23 protein-coding genes are annotated in these 21,779 nt (G+C 70.4%); 6 read left to right on the plus strand and 17 right to left on the minus strand.

What is annotated here, in order from left to right; translation table 11 throughout:
* Positions 1–52 precede the first annotated feature (52 nt).
* The gene (gene ispD / locus NNL39_RS03155; protein WP_255160257.1) at positions 53–1,228 is read right to left on the minus strand and encodes a 2-C-methyl-D-erythritol 4-phosphate cytidylyltransferase; all 1,176 of its coding nucleotides are present in this window, start codon (positions 1,226–1,228) and stop codon (positions 53–55) included.
* Between the two features lie 2 nt (positions 1,229–1,230).
* Complete coding sequence (locus NNL39_RS03160) at positions 1,231–1,713, minus strand: CarD family transcriptional regulator (protein WP_047565183.1); 483 nt, start codon at positions 1,711–1,713, stop codon at positions 1,231–1,233.
* A gap of 186 nt (positions 1,714–1,899) precedes the next feature.
* On the opposite strand from NNL39_RS03160, the gene NNL39_RS03165 reads away from it, so the two are divergent.
* Complete coding sequence (locus tag NNL39_RS03165; protein ID WP_255160258.1) at positions 1,900–2,370, plus strand: DNA modification methylase; 471 nt, start codon at positions 1,900–1,902, stop codon at positions 2,368–2,370.
* 81 nt (positions 2,371–2,451) lie between these two features.
* On the opposite strand, the gene NNL39_RS03170 is transcribed toward NNL39_RS03165, so the two are convergent.
* Positions 2,452–3,132: a response regulator transcription factor gene (locus NNL39_RS03170; RefSeq protein ID WP_255160259.1), complete on the minus strand. Its 681-nt coding sequence runs from the start codon at positions 3,130–3,132 to the stop codon at positions 2,452–2,454.
* Complete coding sequence (locus tag NNL39_RS03175; RefSeq protein ID WP_255160260.1) at positions 3,129–4,286, minus strand: sensor histidine kinase; 1,158 nt, start codon at positions 4,284–4,286, stop codon at positions 3,129–3,131. Before NNL39_RS03175 ends, NNL39_RS03170 begins: the two co-directional genes overlap by 4 nt.
* A gap of 162 nt (positions 4,287–4,448) precedes the next feature.
* On the opposite strand from NNL39_RS03175, the gene phoU reads away from it, so the two are divergent.
* A complete protein-coding gene (gene phoU, locus NNL39_RS03180; RefSeq protein ID WP_255160261.1) occupies positions 4,449–5,099 on the plus strand; it encodes a phosphate signaling complex protein PhoU in 651 nt (216 codons plus the stop codon).
* Positions 5,100–5,174: 75 nt separating this feature from the next.
* Here phoU and NNL39_RS03185 read toward each other — a convergent pair whose 3' ends face one another.
* Positions 5,175–5,918: a phosphoglyceromutase gene (locus tag NNL39_RS03185; protein WP_255160262.1), complete on the minus strand. Its 744-nt coding sequence runs from the start codon at positions 5,916–5,918 to the stop codon at positions 5,175–5,177.
* Positions 5,919–5,951: 33 nt separating this feature from the next.
* Between NNL39_RS03185 and NNL39_RS03190 the strand changes: the two genes are divergently transcribed.
* The gene (locus NNL39_RS03190) at positions 5,952–6,737 is read left to right on the plus strand and encodes a class I SAM-dependent methyltransferase (RefSeq protein ID WP_255160263.1); all 786 of its coding nucleotides are present in this window, start codon (positions 5,952–5,954) and stop codon (positions 6,735–6,737) included.
* Between the two features lie 83 nt (positions 6,738–6,820).
* Here NNL39_RS03190 and NNL39_RS03195 read toward each other — a convergent pair whose 3' ends face one another.
* The 5 genes from NNL39_RS03195 to NNL39_RS03215 all read right to left on the minus strand — a co-directional run bounded on the left by NNL39_RS03195 (position 6,821) and on the right by NNL39_RS03215 (position 11,202).
* Positions 6,821–7,219 (minus strand): endonuclease domain-containing protein, encoded by a 399-nt coding sequence (locus NNL39_RS03195; RefSeq protein ID WP_255160264.1) that lies wholly within the window; start codon positions 7,217–7,219, stop codon positions 6,821–6,823.
* Positions 7,220–7,946: 727 nt separating this feature from the next.
* A complete protein-coding gene (locus NNL39_RS03200) occupies positions 7,947–9,047 on the minus strand; it encodes an FUSC family protein (RefSeq protein ID WP_255160265.1) in 1,101 nt (366 codons plus the stop codon).
* Between the two features lie 16 nt (positions 9,048–9,063).
* Positions 9,064–10,188: a CAF17-like 4Fe-4S cluster assembly/insertion protein YgfZ gene (gene ygfZ / locus NNL39_RS03205; protein WP_255160266.1), complete on the minus strand. Its 1,125-nt coding sequence runs from the start codon at positions 10,186–10,188 to the stop codon at positions 9,064–9,066.
* Positions 10,181–10,777: an FABP family protein gene (locus NNL39_RS03210; protein ID WP_255160267.1), complete on the minus strand. Its 597-nt coding sequence runs from the start codon at positions 10,775–10,777 to the stop codon at positions 10,181–10,183. Before NNL39_RS03210 ends, ygfZ begins: the two co-directional genes overlap by 8 nt.
* A 161-nt stretch (positions 10,778–10,938) precedes the next feature.
* On the minus strand, positions 10,939–11,202 hold the full coding sequence (locus tag NNL39_RS03215; protein WP_255160268.1) for a hypothetical protein: 264 nt from the start codon (positions 11,200–11,202) through the stop codon (positions 10,939–10,941).
* 50 nt (positions 11,203–11,252) lie between these two features.
* On the opposite strand from NNL39_RS03215, the gene NNL39_RS03220 reads away from it, so the two are divergent.
* Positions 11,253–11,945 (plus strand): response regulator transcription factor, encoded by a 693-nt coding sequence (locus NNL39_RS03220; protein WP_255160269.1) that lies wholly within the window; start codon positions 11,253–11,255, stop codon positions 11,943–11,945.
* A gap of 36 nt (positions 11,946–11,981) precedes the next feature.
* Here the strand turns inward: NNL39_RS03220 and pstB are convergent, their stop codons facing one another.
* The 6 genes from pstB to NNL39_RS03250 form a co-directional block, all read right to left on the minus strand.
* On the minus strand, positions 11,982–12,761 hold the full coding sequence (pstB, locus tag NNL39_RS03225) for a phosphate ABC transporter ATP-binding protein PstB (RefSeq protein ID WP_255160270.1): 780 nt from the start codon (positions 12,759–12,761) through the stop codon (positions 11,982–11,984).
* A gap of 31 nt (positions 12,762–12,792) precedes the next feature.
* Positions 12,793–13,872: a phosphate ABC transporter permease PstA gene (gene pstA, locus NNL39_RS03230; RefSeq protein WP_255160271.1), complete on the minus strand. Its 1,080-nt coding sequence runs from the start codon at positions 13,870–13,872 to the stop codon at positions 12,793–12,795.
* A gap of 1 nt (position 13,873) precedes the next feature.
* A complete protein-coding gene (gene pstC / locus NNL39_RS03235) occupies positions 13,874–14,833 on the minus strand; it encodes a phosphate ABC transporter permease subunit PstC (RefSeq protein WP_255160272.1) in 960 nt (319 codons plus the stop codon).
* Positions 14,834–14,980: 147 nt separating this feature from the next.
* Positions 14,981–16,063, minus strand: a complete 1,083-nt coding sequence (locus tag NNL39_RS03240) for a phosphate ABC transporter substrate-binding protein PstS (protein ID WP_255160273.1) — start codon at positions 16,061–16,063, stop codon at positions 14,981–14,983.
* Between the two features lie 134 nt (positions 16,064–16,197).
* The gene (locus NNL39_RS03245) at positions 16,198–17,169 is read right to left on the minus strand and encodes an NUDIX hydrolase (RefSeq protein ID WP_255160274.1); all 972 of its coding nucleotides are present in this window, start codon (positions 17,167–17,169) and stop codon (positions 16,198–16,200) included.
* Positions 17,166–19,361: an RNA degradosome polyphosphate kinase gene (locus NNL39_RS03250; protein WP_255160275.1), complete on the minus strand. Its 2,196-nt coding sequence runs from the start codon at positions 19,359–19,361 to the stop codon at positions 17,166–17,168. Before NNL39_RS03250 ends, NNL39_RS03245 begins: the two co-directional genes overlap by 4 nt.
* A gap of 131 nt (positions 19,362–19,492) precedes the next feature.
* Between NNL39_RS03250 and NNL39_RS03255 the strand changes: the two genes are divergently transcribed.
* Positions 19,493–20,134 carry an arsenate-mycothiol transferase ArsC gene (locus NNL39_RS03255; protein ID WP_255160276.1) on the plus strand — a complete coding sequence of 214 codons (642 nt, stop codon included), beginning with the start codon at positions 19,493–19,495 and terminating at the stop codon, positions 20,132–20,134.
* On the opposite strand, the gene NNL39_RS03260 is transcribed toward NNL39_RS03255, so the two are convergent.
* Positions 20,131–20,829, minus strand: coding sequence for an aquaporin (locus NNL39_RS03260; protein ID WP_255160277.1), 699 nt, complete (start codon positions 20,827–20,829; stop codon positions 20,131–20,133). The genes NNL39_RS03255 and NNL39_RS03260 overlap by 4 nt on opposite strands.
* Before the next feature lie 35 nt (positions 20,830–20,864).
* On the opposite strand from NNL39_RS03260, the gene NNL39_RS03265 reads away from it, so the two are divergent.
* The gene (locus tag NNL39_RS03265) at positions 20,865–21,773 is read left to right on the plus strand and encodes a metalloregulator ArsR/SmtB family transcription factor (RefSeq protein WP_255160278.1); all 909 of its coding nucleotides are present in this window, start codon (positions 20,865–20,867) and stop codon (positions 21,771–21,773) included.
* Positions 21,774–21,779 lie beyond the last annotated feature (6 nt).

Consider the following 21,779-nt stretch of genomic DNA (forward strand, 5'->3'; position numbering starts at 1 on the left):
ACGACCGCGCTCGTCGGCGGAGCCGCATCGCGCCGCAGGAGCGGCGGCGCGATCAGGAATGTAACAGTGCCGTGGCGATTGCAGCGACGCCCTCAGCGCGGCCGGTGAAGCCGAGGCCGTCCGAGGTCGTCGCGGCGACGCTCACGGGAGCACCGAGAGTGCGCGTCAGCAGCGCTTCGACCTCGTGCCGCCGAGCGGCGAAGCGCGGGCGCTGGGCGACGACCTGCACGGCCACGTTGACGACCTCGAAGCCCGCGTCGCGCACGAGCTCGAGCGTCGCGGTGAGGAACACCTCGCCGCGCGCCTCAGCGAACCGCGGGTCGTCGACGCCGAAGCGCGAGCCGATGTCGCCGAGCCCTGCGGCCGACAGCAGCGCGTCGCAGATGGCATGGCTGATGGCGTCGCCGTCGCTGTGCCCGGCGAGCCCTGGTTCGTCGGGCCAGTACAGCCCGCCCAGCCAGAGCGGCTGGCTCTCGTCGTAGGCGTGCACGTCGATGCCAACGCCCGTGCGCAGCGACGGCCGACCGCCCGAGACGAGGTGCTCGGCCCGCCGCAGATCCCACGGGGTGGTCACCTTGAAGGCGCGCTCATCGCCCGGCACCGTGACCACGGGATGCCCGGCCGCGGCGAACACGCTGGCATCGTCGGTGTGCTCCGCACCCGGAACGACCGCCGTCACCGCCGCCCGGTAGGCCTCGGCCGGAAAACCCTGGGGGGTCTGGATCGCCGCCAACTCGCTGCGATCGACCTGTTCCAGAACGGCGCCGGAGTGGTCGCGCCGCGCGATCGTGTCGACCACGGGCAGGGCGGGGATGACGCCCACCTGCTCGGCCCGCACGCGCTGCACCACTCGAGTGAAGACCTCCGGCGGGGTGAGCGCCCGCGCGGCGTCGTGGATGAGCACCACGTCGGCGCCCTCGGCGACGGCGGCGAGCCCGGCCGCGACGGAGGCCGCGCGGCTGTCGCCTCCCGTGACGACGGTCACCGCATCCTGCACCGGGCCGGCGACGCGACGGCCGATCGCCGCTGCGTCGCCGCGGTGGCTCGCGGGCGCGACGATGACGACCTGGGCGGGCTCCGGCTGGGCGAAGACACCCTCGAGCGCGTGCTCAAGAAGCGTGCGCCCGCCGAGGGTCACGAAGGCCTTGGGCTCGGGGCGACCCAGCCGGGTGCCGCTGCCGGCCGCGACCACGATGACCGCGAGCCGCGGCGCGAGAGGCGCCGTCATGCTCAGGAGGCGAGAACCTCGTCGAGCACCGTCGAGGCCTTCTCCTCGTCCGTCTTCTCGGCGAGCGCGAGCTCGCTGATGAGAATCTGGCGGGCCTTCGCGAGCATGCGCTTCTCGCCGGCGCTGAGGCCGCGGTCCTGATCGCGACGCCAGAGGTCGCGCACGACCTCGGAAACCTTGATGACGTCGCCCGAAGCGAGCTTCTCAAGGTTCGCCTTGTAGCGGCGCGACCAGTTGGTCGGCTCTTCGGTGAACGGCGCGCGCAGCACCTCGAACACCTTGTCGAGCCCCTCCTGGCCGATGACGTCGCGCACGCCGACGAGGTCGACGTTCTCGGCGGGAACCTCGATCGTCAGGTCACCCTGCGTGACGTTGAGCTTGAGGTACAGCTTCTCTTCGCCCTTGATGATTCGGTTCTTCACTTCGATGATCGTCGCCGCACCGTGGTGGGGGTAGACGACCGTCTCGCCAACCTGAAAAAGCATGGGTGATGGTCCTTCCGCAGAACTGCCAGTCTACCACAGCGTTTTCACAGAGAATCGGGCCGGGCGGCGACCACCGGGGCGCGGAACAGGCCCTCGATGGCTCACTACACTAGACTCGGATGCGCTCTCGCGCGCCTCTCGCACCGTGCGCGAACGGGCCACCCGACGGGCTGAAGGAGTCAATTCGTGAAATCTCGCTTGGCGGCGTCGATCGCCCTCGCGGCCGCCCTCCTGGTCGGCACGACCGGCTGCACGTTCGGAGCGGTGATCGCCACGGAGAAGGACTACGACCCGAGCGACGGCGTCGGTGCCGAGGTCGGCGAGCTCGCCATCCGCAACGCGCTGCTCATCGGCGAGACCGGCGAGGAGCTGAACCTCGTCATGACGATCGCGAGCTCGGCCGACGTCGACCGCCGCCTCACCGTGCAGTGGGAGGCCGACGGCGAGCGCGTGACCGAAGCGGTCGTCGTCGCAGCGGGCGACCGCACCCGCGTGGGCGGCCCGGACGACGAGACGCAGATCGTGATCGCCGGCAGCGGCGCCACCATCGGCGGGCTCGTTCCGGTGTTCTTCGCCTACAGCGGCGCCGAGGGCGTCGAGGTGCTGGTTCCGGTGCTCGACGGCGCGCTGCCCGAGTACGAGCTGTACATCCCCTGACCTCGCCCGTCGGGCGACGAATTCCTGAGCTCGCCCGTCGGGCGACGAATCGCTTGACCTCGCCCTGCGGGCGACCGCGCCCTAGGCCTCGAAGCGGTAGCCGAGGCCGCGCACGGTCACGAGCATCCGCGGGTTCGAGGGGTCGGGTTCGATCTTCGAGCGAATGCGCTTGACGTGCACGTCGAGGGTCTTGGTGTCGCCGAAATAGTCGGCGCCCCAGACGCGGTCGATGAGCTGCCCGCGAGTGAGCACGCGCCCGGCGTTGCGCAGCAGCAGCTCGAGCAGCTCGAACTCTTTGAGCGGCATGGCGACGACCGTGCCGTCCACGGTGACCTGATGCTTCTCCACATCCATGCGCACCGGACCGACCGTGAGCACGGCATCGTCGAGGTCGCCCGCGTCGACCTGACGACGCAGCACCGCCCGGATGCGCGCGAGCAGCTCCCGGGTCGAGTACGGCTTCGTCACGTAGTCGTCGGCACCCAGCTCGAGCCCCACGACGATGTCGACCTCGCTGTCTTTCGCCGTGAGCATGATGATGGGCACGCCTGACCGCTGCCGCAGTTCGCGGCACACCTCGGTGCCCGGCAGCCCCGGCAGCATGAGGTCGAGCAGCACGAGGTCGGCACCCGCGCGATCGAACTCGGCGAGGGCGGCGATGCCGTCGGCCGCCACCGTCGTCTCATAGCCCTCGCGGGTCAGCAGGTAGGCGAGCGGCTCGGAGAGCGCGGCTTCGTCTTCGACGATGAGGATGCGGGTCATGACCGGGCTTTCGTGAGGAGGGGAAGCGCGGGCTCGAGCACGCGCGGCAGTCGGATGGTGAAGGTCGACCCGCGACCCGGCTGCGACCACACGCGCACGTCGCCGCCGTGGTTCTGCACCACGTGCTTGACGATGCTGAGGCCGAGGCCGGTGCCGCCCGTGGTGCGCGAGCGCGCCTGGTCGACACGGAAGAAGCGCTCGAAGACGCGATCGAGCTCGTCCTCGGGAATGCCGATGCCCTGATCGGTCACGGCGATCTCGATGACATCGTCGGCCGCCGTCACACCGATGCCGACGCGCGACGGCGACGGCGAGTACTGCACGGCGTTGAGCACGAGGTTGTGCACGGCCGTGATGAGCATCGCCTCGTCGCCCCAGACCCGAAGGCCCTTCGAGCCGCCGCTGACGAGCGTCACGCGCTGGGCTTCGGCGAGCACGCGGTTCTGATCGATCGCGGCGGTGATCACGTGATCGAGGTCGACGATCTCGGGATGCGACAGGGCATCCTTCGCCTGCAGCCGCGAGAGCTCGATGATCTCTTGCGTCATGCTCGCGAGCCGCGACGACTCTTTCGTGAGCTGCTCGGCGAAGCGCCGCACCTGCACGGGATCATCGGCCGCGTGGCCGAGCGCCTCGCCCAGCAGCCCGATCGCCCCGATCGGCGTCTTGAGCTCGTGGCTGATGTTGGCGACGAAGTCGCGGCGCACGGCGTCGAGTCGGTACGACTCGGTGCGGTCCTCGGCGAGCAGCAGCATGAAGCGGCTGCCGAGCCGGGCCACCCGCACCGAGAGGTGCAGCGCGGCATCGCCGAGCGGCCCCCGACTCAGCTCGAGCTCTTCCGTCACGGCTTCGCCGCTGCGGCGCACGCGATCGACGAGCTCGACGAGACGCGGGTGAACGAGCGTGCGGTGCCATACGAGCCCGAGGGTCACGGCGCGCGGCGAGGCCTTGATGACGTTGTTGCTCGGGTCGAGCACGACGCCGGCCGACTCGAGGGCTTCGATCACCTGGTCGACGCCGTCGGGCACGGTGGTCGACGCGACCTCGGCGGCCATCCGGCCCCGTCGAGCGGCCGTGATGACGGCGACGACGGCTCCGCCCCCGATCACGGCCCCGAGGGCGAGAGCGAGGGGCACGAGCAGTGCCGAGTCCATGAGCACTAGATTAGTGACCGATGGAGCGCCCTCCGGGTGCCGAAGGGCGCCGCGAGCGCGACATCGCCGAGAATTAACCTGCGGGCCAGTTGCCGTTCACCGCTGAACGGCACTGTGCAAGGGATTGTGCCGCAGCCCCCGAGATCAAGAGGACGTGTTCAGATGCGCGAAGTGTTCCAGCAGGAGCTGCGAGAGGTGCGGGAGCGCCTCGTGGAGATCGCCGGCCTCGTGGCCGACTCGATCGACAACGCGACCCGCGCCTTCAACGAGTCGAACGTCTCGCTCGCCGAGACCGTCATCGCCGACGACGCGAAGATCGATGCCGCGGCCGCCGAGCTCGACGAGCTCGCGATCAACATCCTCGCCCGCCAGCAGCCCGTCGCCCGCGACCTGCGCGTCGTCGTGAGCGCTCTGCGCATCAGCGCCTCGCTCGAGCGCATGGGCGACATGTCCGAGCACATCGCGCAGCTCGCCCGCTACCGGTTCCCCGACAAGGTCGTTCCGAAGAGCCTGCGCGGCACGTTCAAGGAGATGGGCGCGCTCGACGTGGAGATCGCGCGCAAGCTCGTCGAGCTGCTCGAGACCGAAGACGTCGCGATCGCCGAGCACATCCGCAACGAAGACGACAAGATCGACGCGCTGCACCTCAGCGTCTTCGACAAGGTGCTCGGCGAGACCTGGAAGGGCGAAGCCATCGACACGGTCGACGCAACGCTGGCCTCGCGGTACCACGAGCGCTTCGCCGACCACGCCGTCTCGATCTCGAAAAAGGTGCAGTACCTCGCCACGGGCGACTGGGTTCCGGTCGACTGACCCCGCTCGAGCATCCCGCTCACGCGAACGGCCCCGGCAGATCTGCCGGGGCCGTTCGCGATCGGGGGATGCGCGCTACTTCTTGCCCTGCGCGGCGACGGCCGCGGCACCGGCGGCAGCCGCCTCCGGGTCGAGGTACTCGGCGGGCTTCACCGGCATGAAATCGTCGCCGAGCTCGTAGACGAGCGGGATGCCCGTGGGGATGTTGAGCTCGGCGATCGCGTCGTCCGAGATGCCGTCGAGGTGCTTGACGAGTGCCCGCAGCGAGTTGCCGTGGGCGGTCACGAGCACCGTCTGGCCGGCGGCGAGATCGCGCGTGATGTCGCTGTGCCAGTAGGGCAGCATGCGATCGATGACGAGCTTGAGGCTCTCGGTGCGCGGCACCTCGCCGTCGATGCCGACGTAGCGCGGGTCGTGCACCTGGCTGTACTCGGCGTCGTCGTCGAGCGGCGGTGGCGGGGTGTCGAAGCTGCGGCGCCACGTCATGAAGAGCTCCTCGCCGTGCGCCGCGAGCGTCTCGGCCTTGTTGAGCCCTTGCAGGGCGCCGTAGTGGCGCTCGTTGAGTCGCCAGCTGCGCTTGACCGGCAGCCAGTCGAGGTCGGCCACCTCGAGGGCGATGTTCGCCGTGTGGATGGCGCGCTTGAGCAGGCTCGTGTAGAGCACCCGGGGGGCGAGCCCCGAGGCCTTGATGAGCTCGCCGGCACGGGCCGCTTCTGCCTTGCCCTGCTCGGTGAGCCCCACGTCGACCCAGCCCGTGAAGATGTTCTTCTCGTTCCAGACGGAGTGGCCGTGGCGAAGCAGGATCAGGGTGTGCGTCATGGCTCCAGCCTATCGAGGGCCGACAATGGACGGATGGCAGAGGGGCGCATCACGCGGGGCACGACGGGCGTCAACCGTCTGCGGCGCATGGACCGCTGGCTCGCGGCGCAGCCCGCCCTGCGCCGCGCATCCGACCCCCTCATCGTCGACCTCGGGTACGGGGCCGCGCACTGGACCTCGCTCGAGCTGCTCGAACGGCTTCGCCGGGTGCGGCCGGACGCCCGGGTCGTCGGCATCGAGATCGACCCCGAGCGCGTGCGGGCGGCGGCCGCGTTCGCGCGCGAGGGGCTGAGCTTCCGGCTGGGCGGCTTCGAGGTGCCGCTCGACGGGGATGTCCGGCCCGCGATCATCCGCGCCGCGAACGTGCTGCGGCAGTACGACGAGGCTGAGGTGCCCGCGGCCTGGGCGCTGCTGCGCTCGCGCCTGCAGCCGGGCGGGCTGCTGCTCGAGGGCACGTGCAGCGAGGTCGGCCGCGTGGCGAGCTGGGTCGCGCTCGACCCGTCGGGGCCCGTCTCGCTCACGCTCGCGCTGCACCTCGCGTCGCTCGACGAGCTCGGCGGGCCCTCGGTCGTGGCCGAGCGGCTGCCGAAAGCGCTCATCCACCGCAACGTGCCGGGCGAGCCGGTGCACGCGCTGCTGCGCGACCTTGACGCCCAGTGGGCGCGGCAGGCCCCGCTGTCGACCTTCTCGCCCCGGCAGCGCTTCATCGCCGCGGTGCGCGGGCTGCGCGAGGCCGGGTGGCCCGTGCTCGACGGCCCCTCCCGCTGGCGGCTCGGCGAGCTCACCGTGCCCTGGTCCGCAGTCGCGCCGCTGCCCTGACCTCGTCGCCAGAATTTCCTGCCGAATGACGGATGACGGGACTACTTGGCCTGTGCCGAGAGGACTCTCCGCTCACGTCTCCGTCATTTGGCGGAGGCGAGGGGCATTCCACGTCGTGCGCGGTGCTCGCCCTGCGCCACGAGGAGGCTGACCGTCACGGCCACGGTGCCCCACTCGTGCATGATCTGCCGATAGCTGAAGCGCACCACCCGGTAACCGAGGCGTGCCAGGTGCGCATCCCGCGCGCGGTCCCGCTCGAACGCATCCGGGCTCGTGTGGTGCTCACGGCCATCCACCTCGACCACAAGGCGGCTACCGATCAGGAAGTCGACTCGACCGACACCGGGAATGAGAACCTGGCGACGGATGCGCCGCCGGAGCGCGGGCAACCGCAGCCAGAAGAGCGTCTCGATGCCTGATTCGCAGAGCCCGATGACACCGGTCGCGGCGTGGCGTTGGGCGAGTTCGAGCTCGGCGGTCACCAGACCGAGGTGGAGCGCGCTATCGAGAGCGACCGCGAACGACTCGAACGGCCCGCAGCGCTCGAGGTCGGCGAGAGCATCCGCAACCGATGCAATCGGACGGTCGACGATCGCGGACGTGCCGCGCCAGTGGAGAACGAGCGCCGTGCTTGTCGGATCTCGTCGGCGTCGGTGATCGTCGGGATCACGAGGACGCACGGCGTGTGCAGGCAGAGCGACATGGAGCCGAGCATCCGGGATCACCCAGACACCATGCCGCCGAAGCGCGTCGTGGCAGGTCAACTGCCCTCCGACGCGAGCGGCCTGCATGGTCTCCTCCGGAGTGCCCGGGAGTGCGTACCAGCCCTGTCGCACCCGGAGGAGCGTGCCGCGACGACGAAGCTCTGAGATGAGGTACGGGCCGTAGCCCGCGCCCCGGAGGCGGTACGTCGGGATGATCCCACCGCGCTCGGCTGCGAGCACGCGAAGGTCGGTGAGGGTTCTGATGTCGCGCACACGGGCAGGATGACCGGCGCTCGATGATCGCGACCTACTGCGCGGTTCCCCTCATTGTCGACAGAGCTGACGACTCTGTGTGAGGGAGTCGACGCCCTCCTATCAGCCGAATGACGGAGGCCGAGGCACCGAATCGGCCCGGCGACTCTCTCCCTGCCCACTTTTCCGTCATTTGGCGAGTGGGCCGCGGGAACAGGGGAGGGAGGGGGCGGCGCAGTGGGAGCTGACCCGCTCAGAGCGGCGGCAGCAGGGCGCGGGCCTCGTCGGCCGGGGTGCCGAGGTGCACGAGCACGTCGAACACGAGCGGGCGCAGCAGCACGATGACGACCTGGTCGCCGACGCCCTCGACTGCGGTCGGCGTGCAGCGCCCGGCGAGCACCGCCGCGACGGCGCGAGCCGCGTAGCGCGCGGCCTCATCGTCGCGGCTGCGGCCGAGCAGGCGCACGACCTCGGCCGCCGACTCCACGAGCTCGGCGAGCACGGGGCGGGGTCGCCCGTCGCGCACGATCACGTCGACGCGGCGCGCGATCGCGCGCACGTGGCGGGTCGTCAGGTCGGCGACGGCGAGCAGCCGCACCTCCTCGGCCAGGCGGGCGCGCTGCGAACGCAGCCACGGCGAGACGGCGGCGACGCCGCGCGCGCTCTCGAGCGAGCGGCTCCACTCGTCGATGAGCGCCTGACTGCGGCGGATGCGCGCGAGGGCGAGCTCGGCGGCGGGGGCGTCGCCCGCCCGCAGCGACTCGTGCAGGCCCGAGAGCGACTGCTCGAGCAGCGAGAACAGCGACGTCGCCTCGCCGCGCTGGCGCACGAGGTCGAAGCGCGGAATGAGGGCGGTGATGAGCAGGGCCATGGCTCCGCCCACGAGGCCGTCGAGGCTGCGCGCGAAGACCCCGCCATCGGGAGCGGGCAGCACGGCCACGAGCATCGACTGCACGCCCGCCGCGATCGCGAACGGTGCGGAGGGCGACACGGCCCGGGCGACGACCAGCGTGACGGCGAGGATGACCGCGATCTGCCACGCCCCCTGGCCGATCACCTGCACGAGCAGGGCGCTCACCGCGATGCCGATGTTGATGCCGATGACGATCTCGACGACGCGACGCGGGGTGGCGTCGCGCGCGAGCCCGAGCGCGACGATCGTCACGGTGACGGCGACGAGAGGCAGTTCGTGCCCGAGCAGCCCGCGCGCGAGCAGGTAGGCCGCGGTCGCACCGACGACGATCTGCACGATCGCGGGCAGCGAGCGCACGACGCGGTCGAGCGCGGCGCGGGCATCCAATCGCCGACGGATGCTGCGCTCGAGCCGCTTCAGCGCCCGGGTTTCGTCGCCCACGCCGACGCCGCCCGGCTCAGGCCTGCGGGCGCTGAACGGCGCCGAGCCGCGGCAGCCGCGGCACGCCGGCGGTGGCCCCGGCGTCGGTCGGCACGATGACCTGCTGGGCGGCGGCGATGGCCACGCCGTCGACCTCGACGACGAGCGCGGCAGCAGGATCGAGCGAGCGCTTGACGACGGCGAGCGCGATGGGCCCGAGCTCGTGGTGCCGCGCGCTCGACGTGATGGTGCCCACGGCGGCGCCCTCGTGCAGCACGGGCGCGCCGTGGCCGGGCAGCAGGGCATCGGAGCCGTCGAGGTGCAGCATGACCAGCCGGCGGGGAGGATGGCCGAGATTGTGCACCTTCGCCACGGTCTCTTGCCCCCGATAGCAGCCCTTGCTGAGGTGCACGGCCGAGCGCAGCCAGTCGAGCTCGTGCGGGATCGTGCGGTCGTCGACCTCGCCGCCGAAGCGCGGGCGCCAGGCGGCGATGCGCAGGGCTTCGAGCGCGAGCGCGCCGGCGACGGGCAGCTCACCCGCGCGGGCCGCCACCCCGACCTCGGCGAGGCGGTCGCGCTCGACGAGTATCTCGACCGCGGGGAACTCGGCCGCGGGGTGGCCGTCCTCGGCCGCGTACTGCCAGCCGCCGACCTGCACGGCCGACCACGGGTCGTGCCAGACGAGTGGCACGCCGTTCGGCGCGGCGGGCTCGACGAGCGGCGGGGAACCCACGGGCAGCAGCTGCCCCAGCGTGGCCCACTGCTGCGACACGTCGGCGACCTCGACGCGCAGCATGAAGCGCATGCGGTCGAGCCAGGCGGCGAGCGCCGCCGTCTGCGACGCCTCGACGAGCAGCCACGCGGTCACGCCGTCATCGATGATGCGGATGCTGTGCTCGAGCCGCCCGTTCGGATCGAGCAGCAGCGTCTCGGCCGACTGGCCCGCGTCGAGGGTGGCGAGCGACTGCGAGGTGAGCGAGTCGAGCCAGGTGAGACGGTCGGGGCCCGTGACGGTGATGACGCCGCGGTCGCTGAGGTCGACGATGGCGCGGCCCGCGGCGAGCATCCGCTGCTCGGCGACCAGGTCGCCGTAGTGGTCGGCCGTCGTGCCCGCACCGGCGACGGCGCCGGGCAGGGCCAGCAGGGGCGAGATGTCAGGCATCGCGGTTCAGGGTTCCGGAGGCGTGGGTGCGCAGGTCGTTGCCGAGGGCGGCGATGTCCCACGCCCACAGCAGGCGTCCCTCGACGAGTCCGTAGAGGCGCGTCGCGGCGGCGTACTCCTTGGCGCTCGCCGAGCGCATGACGGCATCGGTCTGCAGGTCGATGCGCGCGTCGGCGACGCGGCCCAGGTACAGCTCGCTCACGCCGCCGGGGTGGATGAGCGCCACCTCGACGTCGAAGCCGCCGTGCGGGGCCCGCAGCTGCTCGACCTGCTCGGCGGTGGCGTACGGCCGCGGCCCATCACCGGGCAGCATGCCCGGGCCGGGGTCGCCCGGCTGCGAGGGCCGGTGCAGTCGCCAGTAGCCGGCCTCGGCGCTCAGGGGCGTGTTCGCCTCATCGAGCAGCCAGGTGTGCGACGAGTAGTTGAGGTAGTTGAGGCCGTCGTGGCTGAAGCTCACGCGCTGGCCGAACTCGTGTTCGCGCGTGCGATCGCCGTCTTGGTAGTGCACGACTCCGGTGCCGTCCCACACCCCGATGAGCCAGGCGAGCGGGGCGAGCTCGGCCGGCAGACTCGTGTCGAGGGAGAACACGGCTCCGCGCGGAATCAGCGCTGGCCGCGGTACAGGTTGACGAGCACGACGACCGAGACGAATCCGATCGAGAGCGTCGCCAGACCCAGCAGGCCGAGGAAGAAGATCTCAAGGGCGAGAAGCATGACTCCAGTGTACGACGGCGCGCGCGGGGAGAACGCCTAGAGGGTGGTCACGAGCAGCGTTGCGACCGACGCCACCATGAGCAGCAGGATCGCGCCCGTCACCGTGACGAGCATGCGCATGACGAGCCCGTCTTTCGACTGCAGGCTCACCTGGATGACGAACGTCATGATCATGGCCCCGCCCGCGATGGCCGGCAGCACCGCCCACCACTGGTCGGAGGGCATGAGCAGCGCGACGACGAGCACCGCCGCCGCGACGGCCAACCAGACGGGCAGCGCGGTCGCGATGGTGCGGGACATGCCCCCATGCTAGGCCGCTTGTACACTGAGCGGGACACCGTGGAGGACATGTGGCTCAGCTGTTGATCCTGACCTCGCAGGTGAACACCGACGTTCTCCCCGCGCTAGGGCTGCTCAGCCACCGGGTCCGCCGCATTCCGGCGGAGCCGGCGGCCCTCGTCGGTGCGCCTCCCGCCGACGTCATCATCGTGGATGCTCGCGCCGACCTCGCGAGCGCCAAGTCGCTCTGCAAGATCCTCACGACCACGGGCGCCGGCTCGCCGATCATCGTCGTGCTCACCGAGGGCGGCCTCACGGCCGTCAACGCGGAGTGGGGCATCGACGACGTGCTGCTCGAGACCGCGGGGCCCGCAGAGGTGGATGCCCGGCTGCGCCTCGCCGTAGGCCGCCAGTCGCGTGATGAGGGGTCGAGCATGATCCGGGCATCCGGTGTCGTCATCGACGAGGCCAGCTACTCGGCGAAAGTGCATGGCCGCACCCTCGACCTCACGTTCAAGGAGTTCGAGCTGCTGCGGTTCTTCGCTACGCATCCCAGCCGCGTCTTCACGCGCGAGCAACTGCTGAGCGAGGTCTGGGGCTACGACTACTTCGGCGGCACCCGCACGGTCGACGTGCACGTGCGGCGCCTGCGCGCCAAGCTCGGCGACATGGAGTCGCTCATCGGCACCGTGCGCAACGTCGGCTACCGGTTCACGGTGCACGAGGACGACGCCGAGCAGGCCGCGCGGCGCGTCGAGGCCTAGCGGGCGCCCGCGAGCAACGCTGACGCCGAGTCGGCCTTACCCGAACTTGCCCGAAACGTAGTCTTCGGTGTCTTTCACGCTCGGGTTCGAGAAGATCACCGAGGTGTCGTCGTACTCGATGAGCTTGCCGGGCTTGCCGGTGCCGGCGATGTTGAAGAACGCCGTCTTGTCGCTCACGCGGCTGGCCTGCTGCATGTTGTGCGTCACGATGACGATCGTGTAGTCCTTCTTGAGCTCTTCGATGAGGTCTTCGATGGCGAGCGTCGAGATGGGATCGAGGGCCGAGCAGGGCTCGTCCATGAGGATCACCTCGGGCTCGACGGCGATGGCCCGCGCGATGCAGAGGCGCTGCTGCTGGCCGCCCGAGATGCTCGAGCCGGGGCGCTCGAGGCGATCCTTGACCTCGTTCCAGAGGTTCGCGCCCTGCAGCGACTTCTCGACCAGCTCGTCGGCGTCGGTCTTGCTGATGCGCCGGTTGTTGAGCTTCACGCCCGCGAGCACGTTGTCGCGGATCGACATGGTCGGGAACGGGTTGGGGCGCTGGAACACCATGCCCACCTGCCGGCGCACGAGCACGGGGTCGACCCCGGGGCCGTAGAGGTCGTCACCGTCGATGAGCACCTCGCCCTCGACGTAGGCGCCGGGGATGACCTCGTGCATGCGGTTGAGCGTGCGGATGAAGGTCGACTTGCCGCACCCCGAGGGGCCGATGAAGGCGGTCACGCTGCGGGGCTCGATGACCATGCTGACGCCCTCGACAGCCTTGAACTTGCTGTAGTAGACGTTGAGGTCGTTGACTTCGATGCGCTTAGACACGGTGTGGGGATTCCTTCGGTCAGATCGGGGTTCAGCGGCCGAGCTTGGGGGCGAACGCGCGGGCGATGATGCGCGCCACGAGGTTGAGCAGCATGACGATGAGGATGAGCGTGAGGGCGCCGGCCCACGCGCGGTCGAGGTAGGCCTGGGTGTCGACACCCTGGTTCGCATACGAGGTGAAGACGAACACGGGCAGCGACTGCATGCGGTCGGCGAAGAGGTTGTAGTTCATGCTCGCCGTGAATCCCGCCACGATGAGCAGCGGCGCCGTCTCGCCGATGACGCGGGCGATCGAGAGCATGATGCCCGTCGCGATTCCGGCCGCCGAGGTGGGCAGCACGACATTGAGGATCGTGAGCCACTTGGGCACGCCGAGCGCGAACGACGCCTCGCGCAGCTCGTTGGGCACGACGCGCAGCATCTCCTCGCACGAGCGCACGACCACGGGGATCATGAGCACCGACAGCGCGACGGCCCCCGCGAAGCCCATGCGCACTCCCGGTCCGAAGAACAGCGCGAAGAGCGCGAAGGCGAAGAGGCCCGCGACGATCGAGGGGATGCCCGTCATGACGTCGACGAAGAACGTGATCGCCCGCGCGAGGGGGCCTCGGCCGTACTCGACGAGGTAGATCGCGGTGAAGAGGCCGATCGGGATCGAGATGATGGCCGCGGTGCCCGTCATGAGCAGGGTGCCGACGATCGCGTGCGCGGCGCCGCCGCCCTCACCCACGACGTTGCGCATGGAGCTGCTGAAGAACTCGATGTCGAAGCGGGCGGAGCCGTTGACCACGACGGTGACGAGCAGGGAGACGAGGGGGGCCATCGCGATGAGGAACGCCCCGGTGACGAGCGCCGTGACGAAGCGGTCGGTCGCCTTGCGCGAGCCTTCGACGAGCCGGCTGATGACGACGATCGACACGAGGTAGAACAGCACGCCGAGAGCGGCGGCGCCGACGAGCGAGAACTCGGAGGCGGTCGCGCTCGTGATGAGCGAGACGATGCCGCCGGCAGCCGCGAACGAGAGGCCGAGGATCACCCAGGGCGTGCGGGGGTGCAGCTGCCCTTGGGTGAGGGTGTTGGCGATACCGGGCTGCAGGGCAGTCGCAGTCATGTCAGTTCGCTCCCGAGAAGTCTTTGCGACGGTTGACGATGTAGCGCGCGATCGAGTTCACGATGAGCGTGATGAGGAACAGGATGAGACCGGTCGCGATAAGCAGGTTGACGTTGACGCCGTAGGCCTCGGGGAAGCTCAGCGCGATATTGGCCGCGATCGTCGAGGGGTTGGACGAGCTCACGAGGTTGATCGTGATGACACCCGTCGCCGAGAGCACCATGGCGACCGCCATGGTCTCGCCGAGCGCGCGGCCGAGGCCGAGCATGGCACCCGAGATGATGCCGGGGCGGCCGAACGGCAGCACCGCCATCGTGATCATCTCCCAGCGGGTCGCACCGAGCGCGAGCGCGGCTTCTTCGTGCAGAACCGGGGTCTGGATGAAGATTTCACGGCAGATGGCGGTCATCACGGGCAGGATCATGACCCCGAGCACGATCGCCGCGGTGAGGATCGTGCGGCCCGTGCCGGACACGGGCGGGGCGAACAGCGGGATCCACCCGAGGTTCTCAGACAGCCAGGTGTACGCCGGCAGCACGGCCGGCGCGAGCACGCCGATGCCCCAGAGCCCGAACACGACCGAGGGCACGGCGGCGAGGAGGTCGACGATGTATCCGAGCGCCTGCGCGAGACGGCGCGGTGCGTAATGCGAGATGAAGAGGGCGATCCCGACGGCGAGCGGGAGCGCCATGAGCAGCGCGAGCGTGGCCGACCAGAGCGTGCCGAAGACGAGGGGCCAGACGTAGTCCCAGAAGCTCGCGGGTGACCCGATGAAGTCGACCGGATCGGCGACGAAGGCCGGGATGCTCTGCCCCACGAGGAAGAGGGCCACGGCGGCGAGGATCACGAGGATCGCGGCGCCCGAGATGAGCGAGGTGCGGGAGAAGATGATGTCGCCGAGCCGCTGCTTCGGCTTGCCCTGCGGTGCGACCGCTCGTACCTTCGGGTCTGTCGCGGTCATCGACTCGGTTCCTCCGCAGATCGGGTTGACAGGGGTGCTGGCTGGTACTCAGGGGAACGGGACCGGGATGCCCGCCCCCAGTCTGACGGCCGCGGGGTGGGGGGGCAACTGCCCCCCCACCCCCCGGCGTCGTGAGGGTGGAACTGACTAGCTGATGACGTCGATCGCGGCGGTCACGCGCTCGAAGAGCGTCGCCGAGATCGGGGCCGAACCGGCACCCGCGGCAGCCGCGGCCTGGCCGGCCTCGCTCGCCATGTAGGTGAAGTACGCCTTGACGAGCTCACCCTGAGCGGCGTCGAGGTAGGTCTCGCAGCCGACGAGGTACGCGACGAGCACGACCGGGTAGGCGGCGCTGTCGGGCGTGCGGTCGAGCTCGATGCTCAGGTCGAAGTCGGGGCGACCCTCGACGAACGGCGAGGCGTCGACAACAGCGGCCGCGGCCTCGGGCGAGAACGGAACGAACTCCTCGCCGATCTGCACCGCGACGGTACCGAGGTCACCGGCGCGCGAGGCGTCGGCGTAGCCGATGGTGCCGGTGCCGTTGGTGACGGCGTCGACAACACCCGAGGTGCCCTGAGCGGCCTCACCCGACTCGAACGGCCACACGCCGTCCGGCTCCTCGGTCCAGATCGACGGCGCGGCCTGGAAGAGGTAGTCGGTGAAGTTCTCGGTGGTGCCCGAGTCGTCCGAGCGGTGCACGGCGGTGATCGCGAGGTCGGGCAGCTCGACACCCTCGTTGAGGGCGGCGATGGCCGGGTCGTTCCAGTTGGTGATCGCACCGGCGAAGATGCTCGCGATGACGTCGGCGCTCATGTTGAGCGAGTCGATGCCCTCGAGGTTGAAGATGACGGCGATCGGCGAGACGTAGAGGGGCAGCTGCACGATGCCCGAGTCGGGCGCGCACGCGGCGAAGCCGCCCGCGGCGATCTCCTCGTCGTTGAACGCACGGTCGGTGCCGGCGAAGTCGCTGCCGCCGCCGAGGAAGGTCTCGCGGCCAGCGCCCGAGCCGGTGGGGTCGTAGGTCACGGTGACCTCGGGGTTGGCGGTCTGGAACTCGGCGATCCAGACTTCCTGGGCCGCGCCGACGGCCGACGAGCCGGCGCCGACAAGGGTGCCCGAGAGGCCGCTGGGGGTCTCTTCGGCGGGGGTCTCGTTCGTGGCGCAGGCGCTCAGGACGAGCGCTGCGGCGACGCTGATGGCAGCGAAGCTGCCGACACGCGTGATGTTCACTGTGTTTTCCCTTCGGGGATGGATGTCGTGACTGCATGCACGGCGCAGGAGGCCGGGCGATGCCACGCTAAGGAGCGACGGTGTCCAGGGTCCGCCGCGCGGGTGAACGGCAGGTTAACGACCCGCGAATGCCGTCACGCGCCGACGGCAGGCGCGTGCGTCTCGATCGCGACGAGCGCGGGATGCTCGGGGCCGTGCGCGAAGTGCAGCACCGTGTACTCCCCCGTCGCGAGGGCCGCACTGCGGCGCAGCTGCGGCGTCACCGTGGCGCCGCTCAGGTCGGCGGCCGCGCTGATGATCTGCGGGATCACGGGACCGTGGCTGCACAGCACGGCCGTGACGCCGCGGGTGAGGCGCTTCTCGACCTGCCGCCGCACGCGCAGGCCGTCGCCCGCGTAGGCGTCTTGACTGATGCCGCGCGAGTGCTTGACCTCGAGCCCGGTCGCTTCGGCGGTCGGCATGATCGTCGCGACGCACCGTGCCGCCGTGCTCGTCACGAGCGACTGGGGACCGAACGCGGCGATGCCGCCGGCGACCGAGCGCGACTGCTCGAGACCGCGGTGCAGCAGCGGGCGGGTGTGGTCGGGGCCGTCCCACTGCTCGTGCGGCATGGCCTTGCCGTGGCGCAGCACGATGAGCGCGAAGGTGCGCGCGTGGCCCGCATCGACCTGCGCGGCGAACCGCTCCACGACGTCGGCGTCGTGGGCGTAGGTCAAGCGCTTGGCCGCTTTGGCGACCGGCACCCACTCGAGGGCGCGAATCTCGCCGTTCGCCTCGTAGCTGTGCCGTTCGGCCTGGCCCGCATCCACTTCAGCCGACCAGTAGTGCACGACCTTGTCGCGTCCGTTCGGCAAGCGGTACTCGACCGTGCCGAGGGGGGCGCCGAGCACGACGTCGAAGCCCGTCTCCTCCGCGATCTCGCGCACGGCCGTGTGGGGCAGGGTCTCGCCCGGGTCGACCTTGCCCTTGGGCAGCGAGATGTCTTTGTGCTGCGTGCGGTGCACGAGCAGGATGCGCGCTTTGCCGTCGACCATCTTCCAGACGACAGCACCGGCCGCCTCGACCGTGTCGGCGAGGGCGGTCGTCGCCGGGGATGCGGGCGTCATGCGCGCGACGCACCCCCGCGCCGCCGGGTCGCGATCGCGTTCATGACCACATTCTGCAGGTCGGCGAGCGAGCGGCCGTGCTCATCGCGGTGAACACGCTGCCAGTCGCCATCGGGCTGCAGGTGCCACGAGGCCGTGTGCTCGCTCATGGACGTATCGAACAGCTCGTCGATCTCGGCGAGGTGCGCGGGCTCGGTGAGGCGGATGAGCGCCTCGACGCGCCGATCGAGGTTGCGATGCATCATGTCGGCGCTGCCGATGTAGATCTGCGGGTCGCCCGCGTTGTGGAAGGCGAAGATGCGCGAGTGCTCGAGGTAGCGCCCGAGCACGCTGCGCACGCGGATGCTCTCGCTGAGGCCCTCCCGCCCCGGCACGAGGGCGCACACGCCGCGCACGACGATGTCGACCGCGACGCCCGCGGCGCTCGCGCGGTAGAGGGCGTCGATGATGGCCTCGTCGACGAGAGAGTTGACCTTGATGCGGATGCCCGAGGGCCGGCCGGCCTTCGCGTGCTCGGTCTCGGTCGCGATGAGCTTGAGCAGGCCGCGACGCAGGTAGCGCGGGGCCACGAGCATGCGCTTGAACTTCTTCTCGATCGCATAGCCGGAGAGCTCGTTGAACAGCCGCGTGAGATCTTTGCCCACCTGGTCGTCGGCGGTGAAGAGCCCGAGGTCTTCGTAGATGCGGCTCGTCTTGGGGTTGTAGTTGCCCGTGCCGATGTGGGCGTAGTGCTTAAGCGCTCCGCCCTTCTCCTGTCGCACCACGAGCGCAAGCTTGCAGTGGGTCTTGAGACCGACGAGACCGTAGACGACGTGCACGCCCGCCTTCTCGAGCTTGCGAGCCCACTCGATGTTGTTCTGCTCGTCGAACCGCGCCTTGATCTCGACGAGCGCGAGCACGGCCTTTCCCGCCTCGGCGGCGTCGATGAGCGCCTCGATGATGGGGCTGTCGCCGCTCGTGCGGTAGAGCGTCTGCTTGATGGCGAGCACATTGGGGTCGCGCGCGGCCTGCTCGAGGAAGGCCTGCACGCTCGTGGCGAACGACTCGTACGGGTGATGCACGAGGATGTCGCCGCGCGCGATCGAGGCGAAGATGTCGGGGGTCGCGTTGGGCTCGGCGGGCTGCAGCTGCACGGGCGTGACGGGCACGTGCTTGGGGTACTTGAGGTGCGGTCGGTCGAGCTTCGAGATCTCGAACAGTCCGCCCAGATCGAGCGGCGCGGGCAGGCGGTAGACCTCCTGCTCGGTGATGCCGAGCTCGCGCACCAGCAGACCGAGCGTCAGGTCATCCATGTCGTCGGTGATCTCGAGACGGATCGGCGGGCCGAAGCGACGCCGCAGCAGCTCGCGCTCGAGCGCCTGGATGAGGTTCTCGGTCTCGTCTTCTTCGATCTCGACGTCTTCGTTGCGCGTGACGCGAAACTCGTGATGCTCGAGGATCTGCATGCCGGGGAAGAGCTCGTCGAGGTGGTTCGAGATGAGGTCTTCGAGCGTGAGGAACCGCACGCGGCCCGATCCGTCGTCAGGCAGCTGCACGAAGCGCGGCAGCACCTGCGGCACCTTGAGGCGCGCGAACTCGACGCGATCGGTCTTCGGGTTGCGCACGCGCACCGAGAGGTTGAGCGAGAGGCCCGAGATGTAGGGGAAGGGGTGCGCGGGGTCGACGGCGAGCGGCATGAGCACCGGGAAGATCTGGGTCGAGAAGATCTCGTCGACCCGCGAACGATCGCTCTCGCTCAGGTCGGCCCACGACTCGACGTGGATGCCGGCCTCATCGAGGGCGGGCTTCACCTTCTCGTGGAAGGCGCGCACGTGCCGGTGCTGCAGCTCGAGCGCGAGCGCGTTGATGTCGGCCAGCACGTCGCCCGGCGCTCGACCCGTGTTGGAGGGCACGGCCAGGCCCGTGACGATGCGGCGCTTGAGGCCGGCCACGCGCACCATGAAGAACTCGTCGAGGTTGCTCGCGAAGATGGCGAGGAAGTTCACGCGCTCGAGCAGCGGAACGGCTTCGTCTTCGGCGAGCTCGAGCACGCGCTGGTTGAAGCGCAGCCAGCTCAGCTCGCGATCGAGGTACCGATCGGGGGGCAGAGTGCCGTCGTCAACACTCGTCGATTCGTCGTAGTCGTCGACGAAGTCGCCGCCGACGCCGCCGTCGACCTGGTACCCCGTGTCGGTGAGTCCCTCGTCGTGCATGGCGCCCATTGTGACAGGAATCGCCCGCGCGCCTTGCCCCGGTCTCGGGCCGTTCACCGGTCGTTCACGAACACCCCGTTCCCTGGTCACGTGACACGGGGGCAGAGCGCACGGCACGGCAGGGGGGAGCAGTGACCCTGCATGCTCCCGCCGTGCCCGAGATCATCGAGCAGGTGACACGGAGGCTCGCGGCCCAGCACGCGAGCGCGCTCGGCGAGCCTGCCGTCCGCGAGATCGTGGTCGACAGCTTCCGGCGCTACCGGCACCTCGACCACCCCGCCAATCACGGGCGAGCGCTCGCCGCGCAGCTCGCCGCCGATCGCCTCGACGCCGTGCGCTTCACGTCACGACGCGCAGCCGGATCACCCCCCTCGTTCCTCTTCGTCTGCTCGGGCAACGCCGGTCGCTCGCAGATCGCCGCGGCCCTCCTACGCGCGGTCGCCCCGCTCGCGACGCGCGTCATGAGTGCGGGCGAGCATCCCGCGGCCCGCGTGCTGCCGGCGGTCGTCGACACGCTCGACGAGCTCGGCATCCCGTCGTTCGGCGAGTACCCCAAGCCCGTGGCGCCCGAGTTCGTCGCGGCTGCCGACCACATCGTCGTGCTCAACTGCGACGACGGGCTCGCGGCGCTCGACGGCCGCGAGTTCCGCACGTGGAGCATCATGCTCGAGAGCACGAGCGGTCGGCAGGGACTGCGGCACACCCGCGATCAGATCGCGGAGCACGTGCACGCGCTCGCACGCGAGCACGGTGTCGTGCAGCGCTCGGCTTAGCGTCGGGCGGACGGCGCGAGCAGCGCGCGCACGACGAGCACGCCGACCGCGGCGCCGACGAGCTGCGCGGCGATGAAGGCGGGTGCGCTCTCGGGGGCGATGCCTGCGAAGCTGTCGCTCAGAATGCGGCCGAGAGTGATGCCCGGGTTGGCAAAGCTCGTCGAGCTCGTGACGAAGTACGCGCTGCCGATGTACAGACCGACGGCGGCGGGCACCCAGGCCTGCTGGTCACGGGCCACCAGGGTCAGGATGACCGCCACGAGCCCGGCCGTGGCCACGACCTCGCCGAGCAGCAGCCCGGGCTCGGCGCGCACGGTCGTGCTGATCGACACGGCCGCGCCGCCGTACATGAGGTTGGCGAGCACGGCGCCCGCGGCGAAGCCGAGCACCTGGGCGAGCACGGTCGGCAGGATCTCGCGGGCGGGCACGCGGCGCTGCACTGCGAGCGCGGCGGTGACGACGGGGTTGAGGTGGGCGCCGCTCACGGGCCCCAGCACGACGATGAGCACGACGAGGGCGGCGGCCGTCGCGACGGCGTTGATGAGCAGCTGCACGCCGACGTCGTCGGTCAGTCGCGTGGCCATGATGCCCGAGCCGATGACGGTGGCGCCGAGCCCGGCACTGCCGAGTGCTTCGGCGAGCATCCGGATCGCGAGGGGACGGGGAGCGGCGGAGGGCGCGTCGACATCGGTCACGCCCACACTGTAGGCCATCGCATAGACTCGGGTCTATGAGAGAGCGCGGCACGATCGCTCCCGAGCTCAGCGCGCTCGGTGATGCGACGCGGGGCGCGATCGCCCGCCTGCTGCTCGACGCCGACGACCACGCGCTCACCGTCGGCCGTCTGACCGAGGCGCTCGCCCTGCGCCAGCCCACCGTCTCGCATCACCTGCGCGTGCTGCTCGAGGCGGGGCTTGTCGCGCGCGAGCCCCGCGGCCGCGAGGTCTGGTACTCGCTGTCTGAGACCGTCGCGGCACGGCTCGAGGAATGGGCGCCGCCGAGCGCCGCCGACTCGCTGAGTGGAGCGCTGCTCGGGCGCATCATCGACGACCTCGGCACGCGCTTCGCGGGCACCTTCTCGCGCGAGACCGTGCAGCGCGTCGTGCTCGACAGCTACGACCTGCTGCGGGCGCGCGACGGCGCGGGCCGCGCGCTGCCCTCGGCCACGGCGCAGTTCGCCGCCGAGCGCCTGAGCGCACAAGAGACCTCGGGGCTCGGCGGCGAGCGACCGCCGGGTGCCCCGCTCGAGGTGCTGTTCGTGTGCGTGCAGAACGCGGGGCGGTCGCAGCTGGCCGCGGCGATCATGCGGCACCTCGGCGGCGAACGCGTGCGCGTGCGCACGGCGGGCTCGGCCCCCATCGACGCGATCCGACCGGCTGTGGTCACAGCGCTCGACGAGATCGGCGTGCCGCTCGGCGGCGAGTTCCCGAAGCCGCTCACCGACGACGTCGTGCGTGCCGCCGACGTGGTCGTGACGATGGGCTGCGGCGATGCGTGCCCGGTATTCCCCGGTCGGCGCTACCTCGACTGGGCGGTCGACGATCCGGCGGGGCAGCCCCTCGACCGCGTGCGCGCGATCCGCGACGACATCGATGCACGCGTGCGCGGGCTGCTCGGCGAGCTGGCGGGCCGGAGCTGAGTCGGC

Source organism: Microcella humidisoli, assembly GCF_024362325.1.
Lineage (GTDB): Bacteria > Actinomycetota > Actinomycetes > Actinomycetales > Microbacteriaceae > Microcella > Microcella humidisoli.

Excerpts from the sequence above, each read along its gene's own strand:
- ispD (WP_255160257.1), bottom strand. The coding sequence starts at position 1,228 with ATGACGGCGCCTCTCGCGCCGCGGCTCGCGGTCATCGTGGTCGCGGCC.
- NNL39_RS03160 (WP_047565183.1), bottom strand. The coding sequence starts at position 1,713 with ATGCTTTTTCAGGTTGGCGAGACGGTCGTCTACCCCCACCACGGTGCG.
- NNL39_RS03170 (WP_255160259.1), bottom strand. The coding sequence starts at position 3,132 with ATGACCCGCATCCTCATCGTCGAAGACGAAGCCGCGCTCTCCGAGCCG.
- NNL39_RS03175 (WP_255160260.1), bottom strand. The coding sequence starts at position 4,286 with ATGGACTCGGCACTGCTCGTGCCCCTCGCTCTCGCCCTCGGGGCCGTG.
- phoU (WP_255160261.1), top strand. The coding sequence starts at position 4,449 with ATGCGCGAAGTGTTCCAGCAGGAGCTGCGAGAGGTGCGGGAGCGCCTC.
- NNL39_RS03185 (WP_255160262.1), bottom strand. The coding sequence starts at position 5,918 with ATGACGCACACCCTGATCCTGCTTCGCCACGGCCACTCCGTCTGGAAC.
- NNL39_RS03190 (WP_255160263.1), top strand. The coding sequence starts at position 5,952 with ATGGCAGAGGGGCGCATCACGCGGGGCACGACGGGCGTCAACCGTCTG.
- ygfZ (WP_255160266.1), bottom strand. The coding sequence starts at position 10,188 with ATGCCTGACATCTCGCCCCTGCTGGCCCTGCCCGGCGCCGTCGCCGGT.
- NNL39_RS03215 (WP_255160268.1), bottom strand. The coding sequence starts at position 11,202 with ATGTCCCGCACCATCGCGACCGCGCTGCCCGTCTGGTTGGCCGTCGCG.
- pstA (WP_255160271.1), bottom strand. The coding sequence starts at position 13,872 with ATGACTGCGACTGCCCTGCAGCCCGGTATCGCCAACACCCTCACCCAA.
- pstC (WP_255160272.1), bottom strand. The coding sequence starts at position 14,833 with ATGACCGCGACAGACCCGAAGGTACGAGCGGTCGCACCGCAGGGCAAG.
- NNL39_RS03245 (WP_255160274.1), bottom strand. The coding sequence starts at position 17,169 with ATGACGCCCGCATCCCCGGCGACGACCGCCCTCGCCGACACGGTCGAG.
- NNL39_RS03250 (WP_255160275.1), bottom strand. The coding sequence starts at position 19,361 with ATGCACGACGAGGGACTCACCGACACGGGGTACCAGGTCGACGGCGGC.
- NNL39_RS03265 (WP_255160278.1), top strand. The coding sequence starts at position 20,865 with ATGAGAGAGCGCGGCACGATCGCTCCCGAGCTCAGCGCGCTCGGTGAT.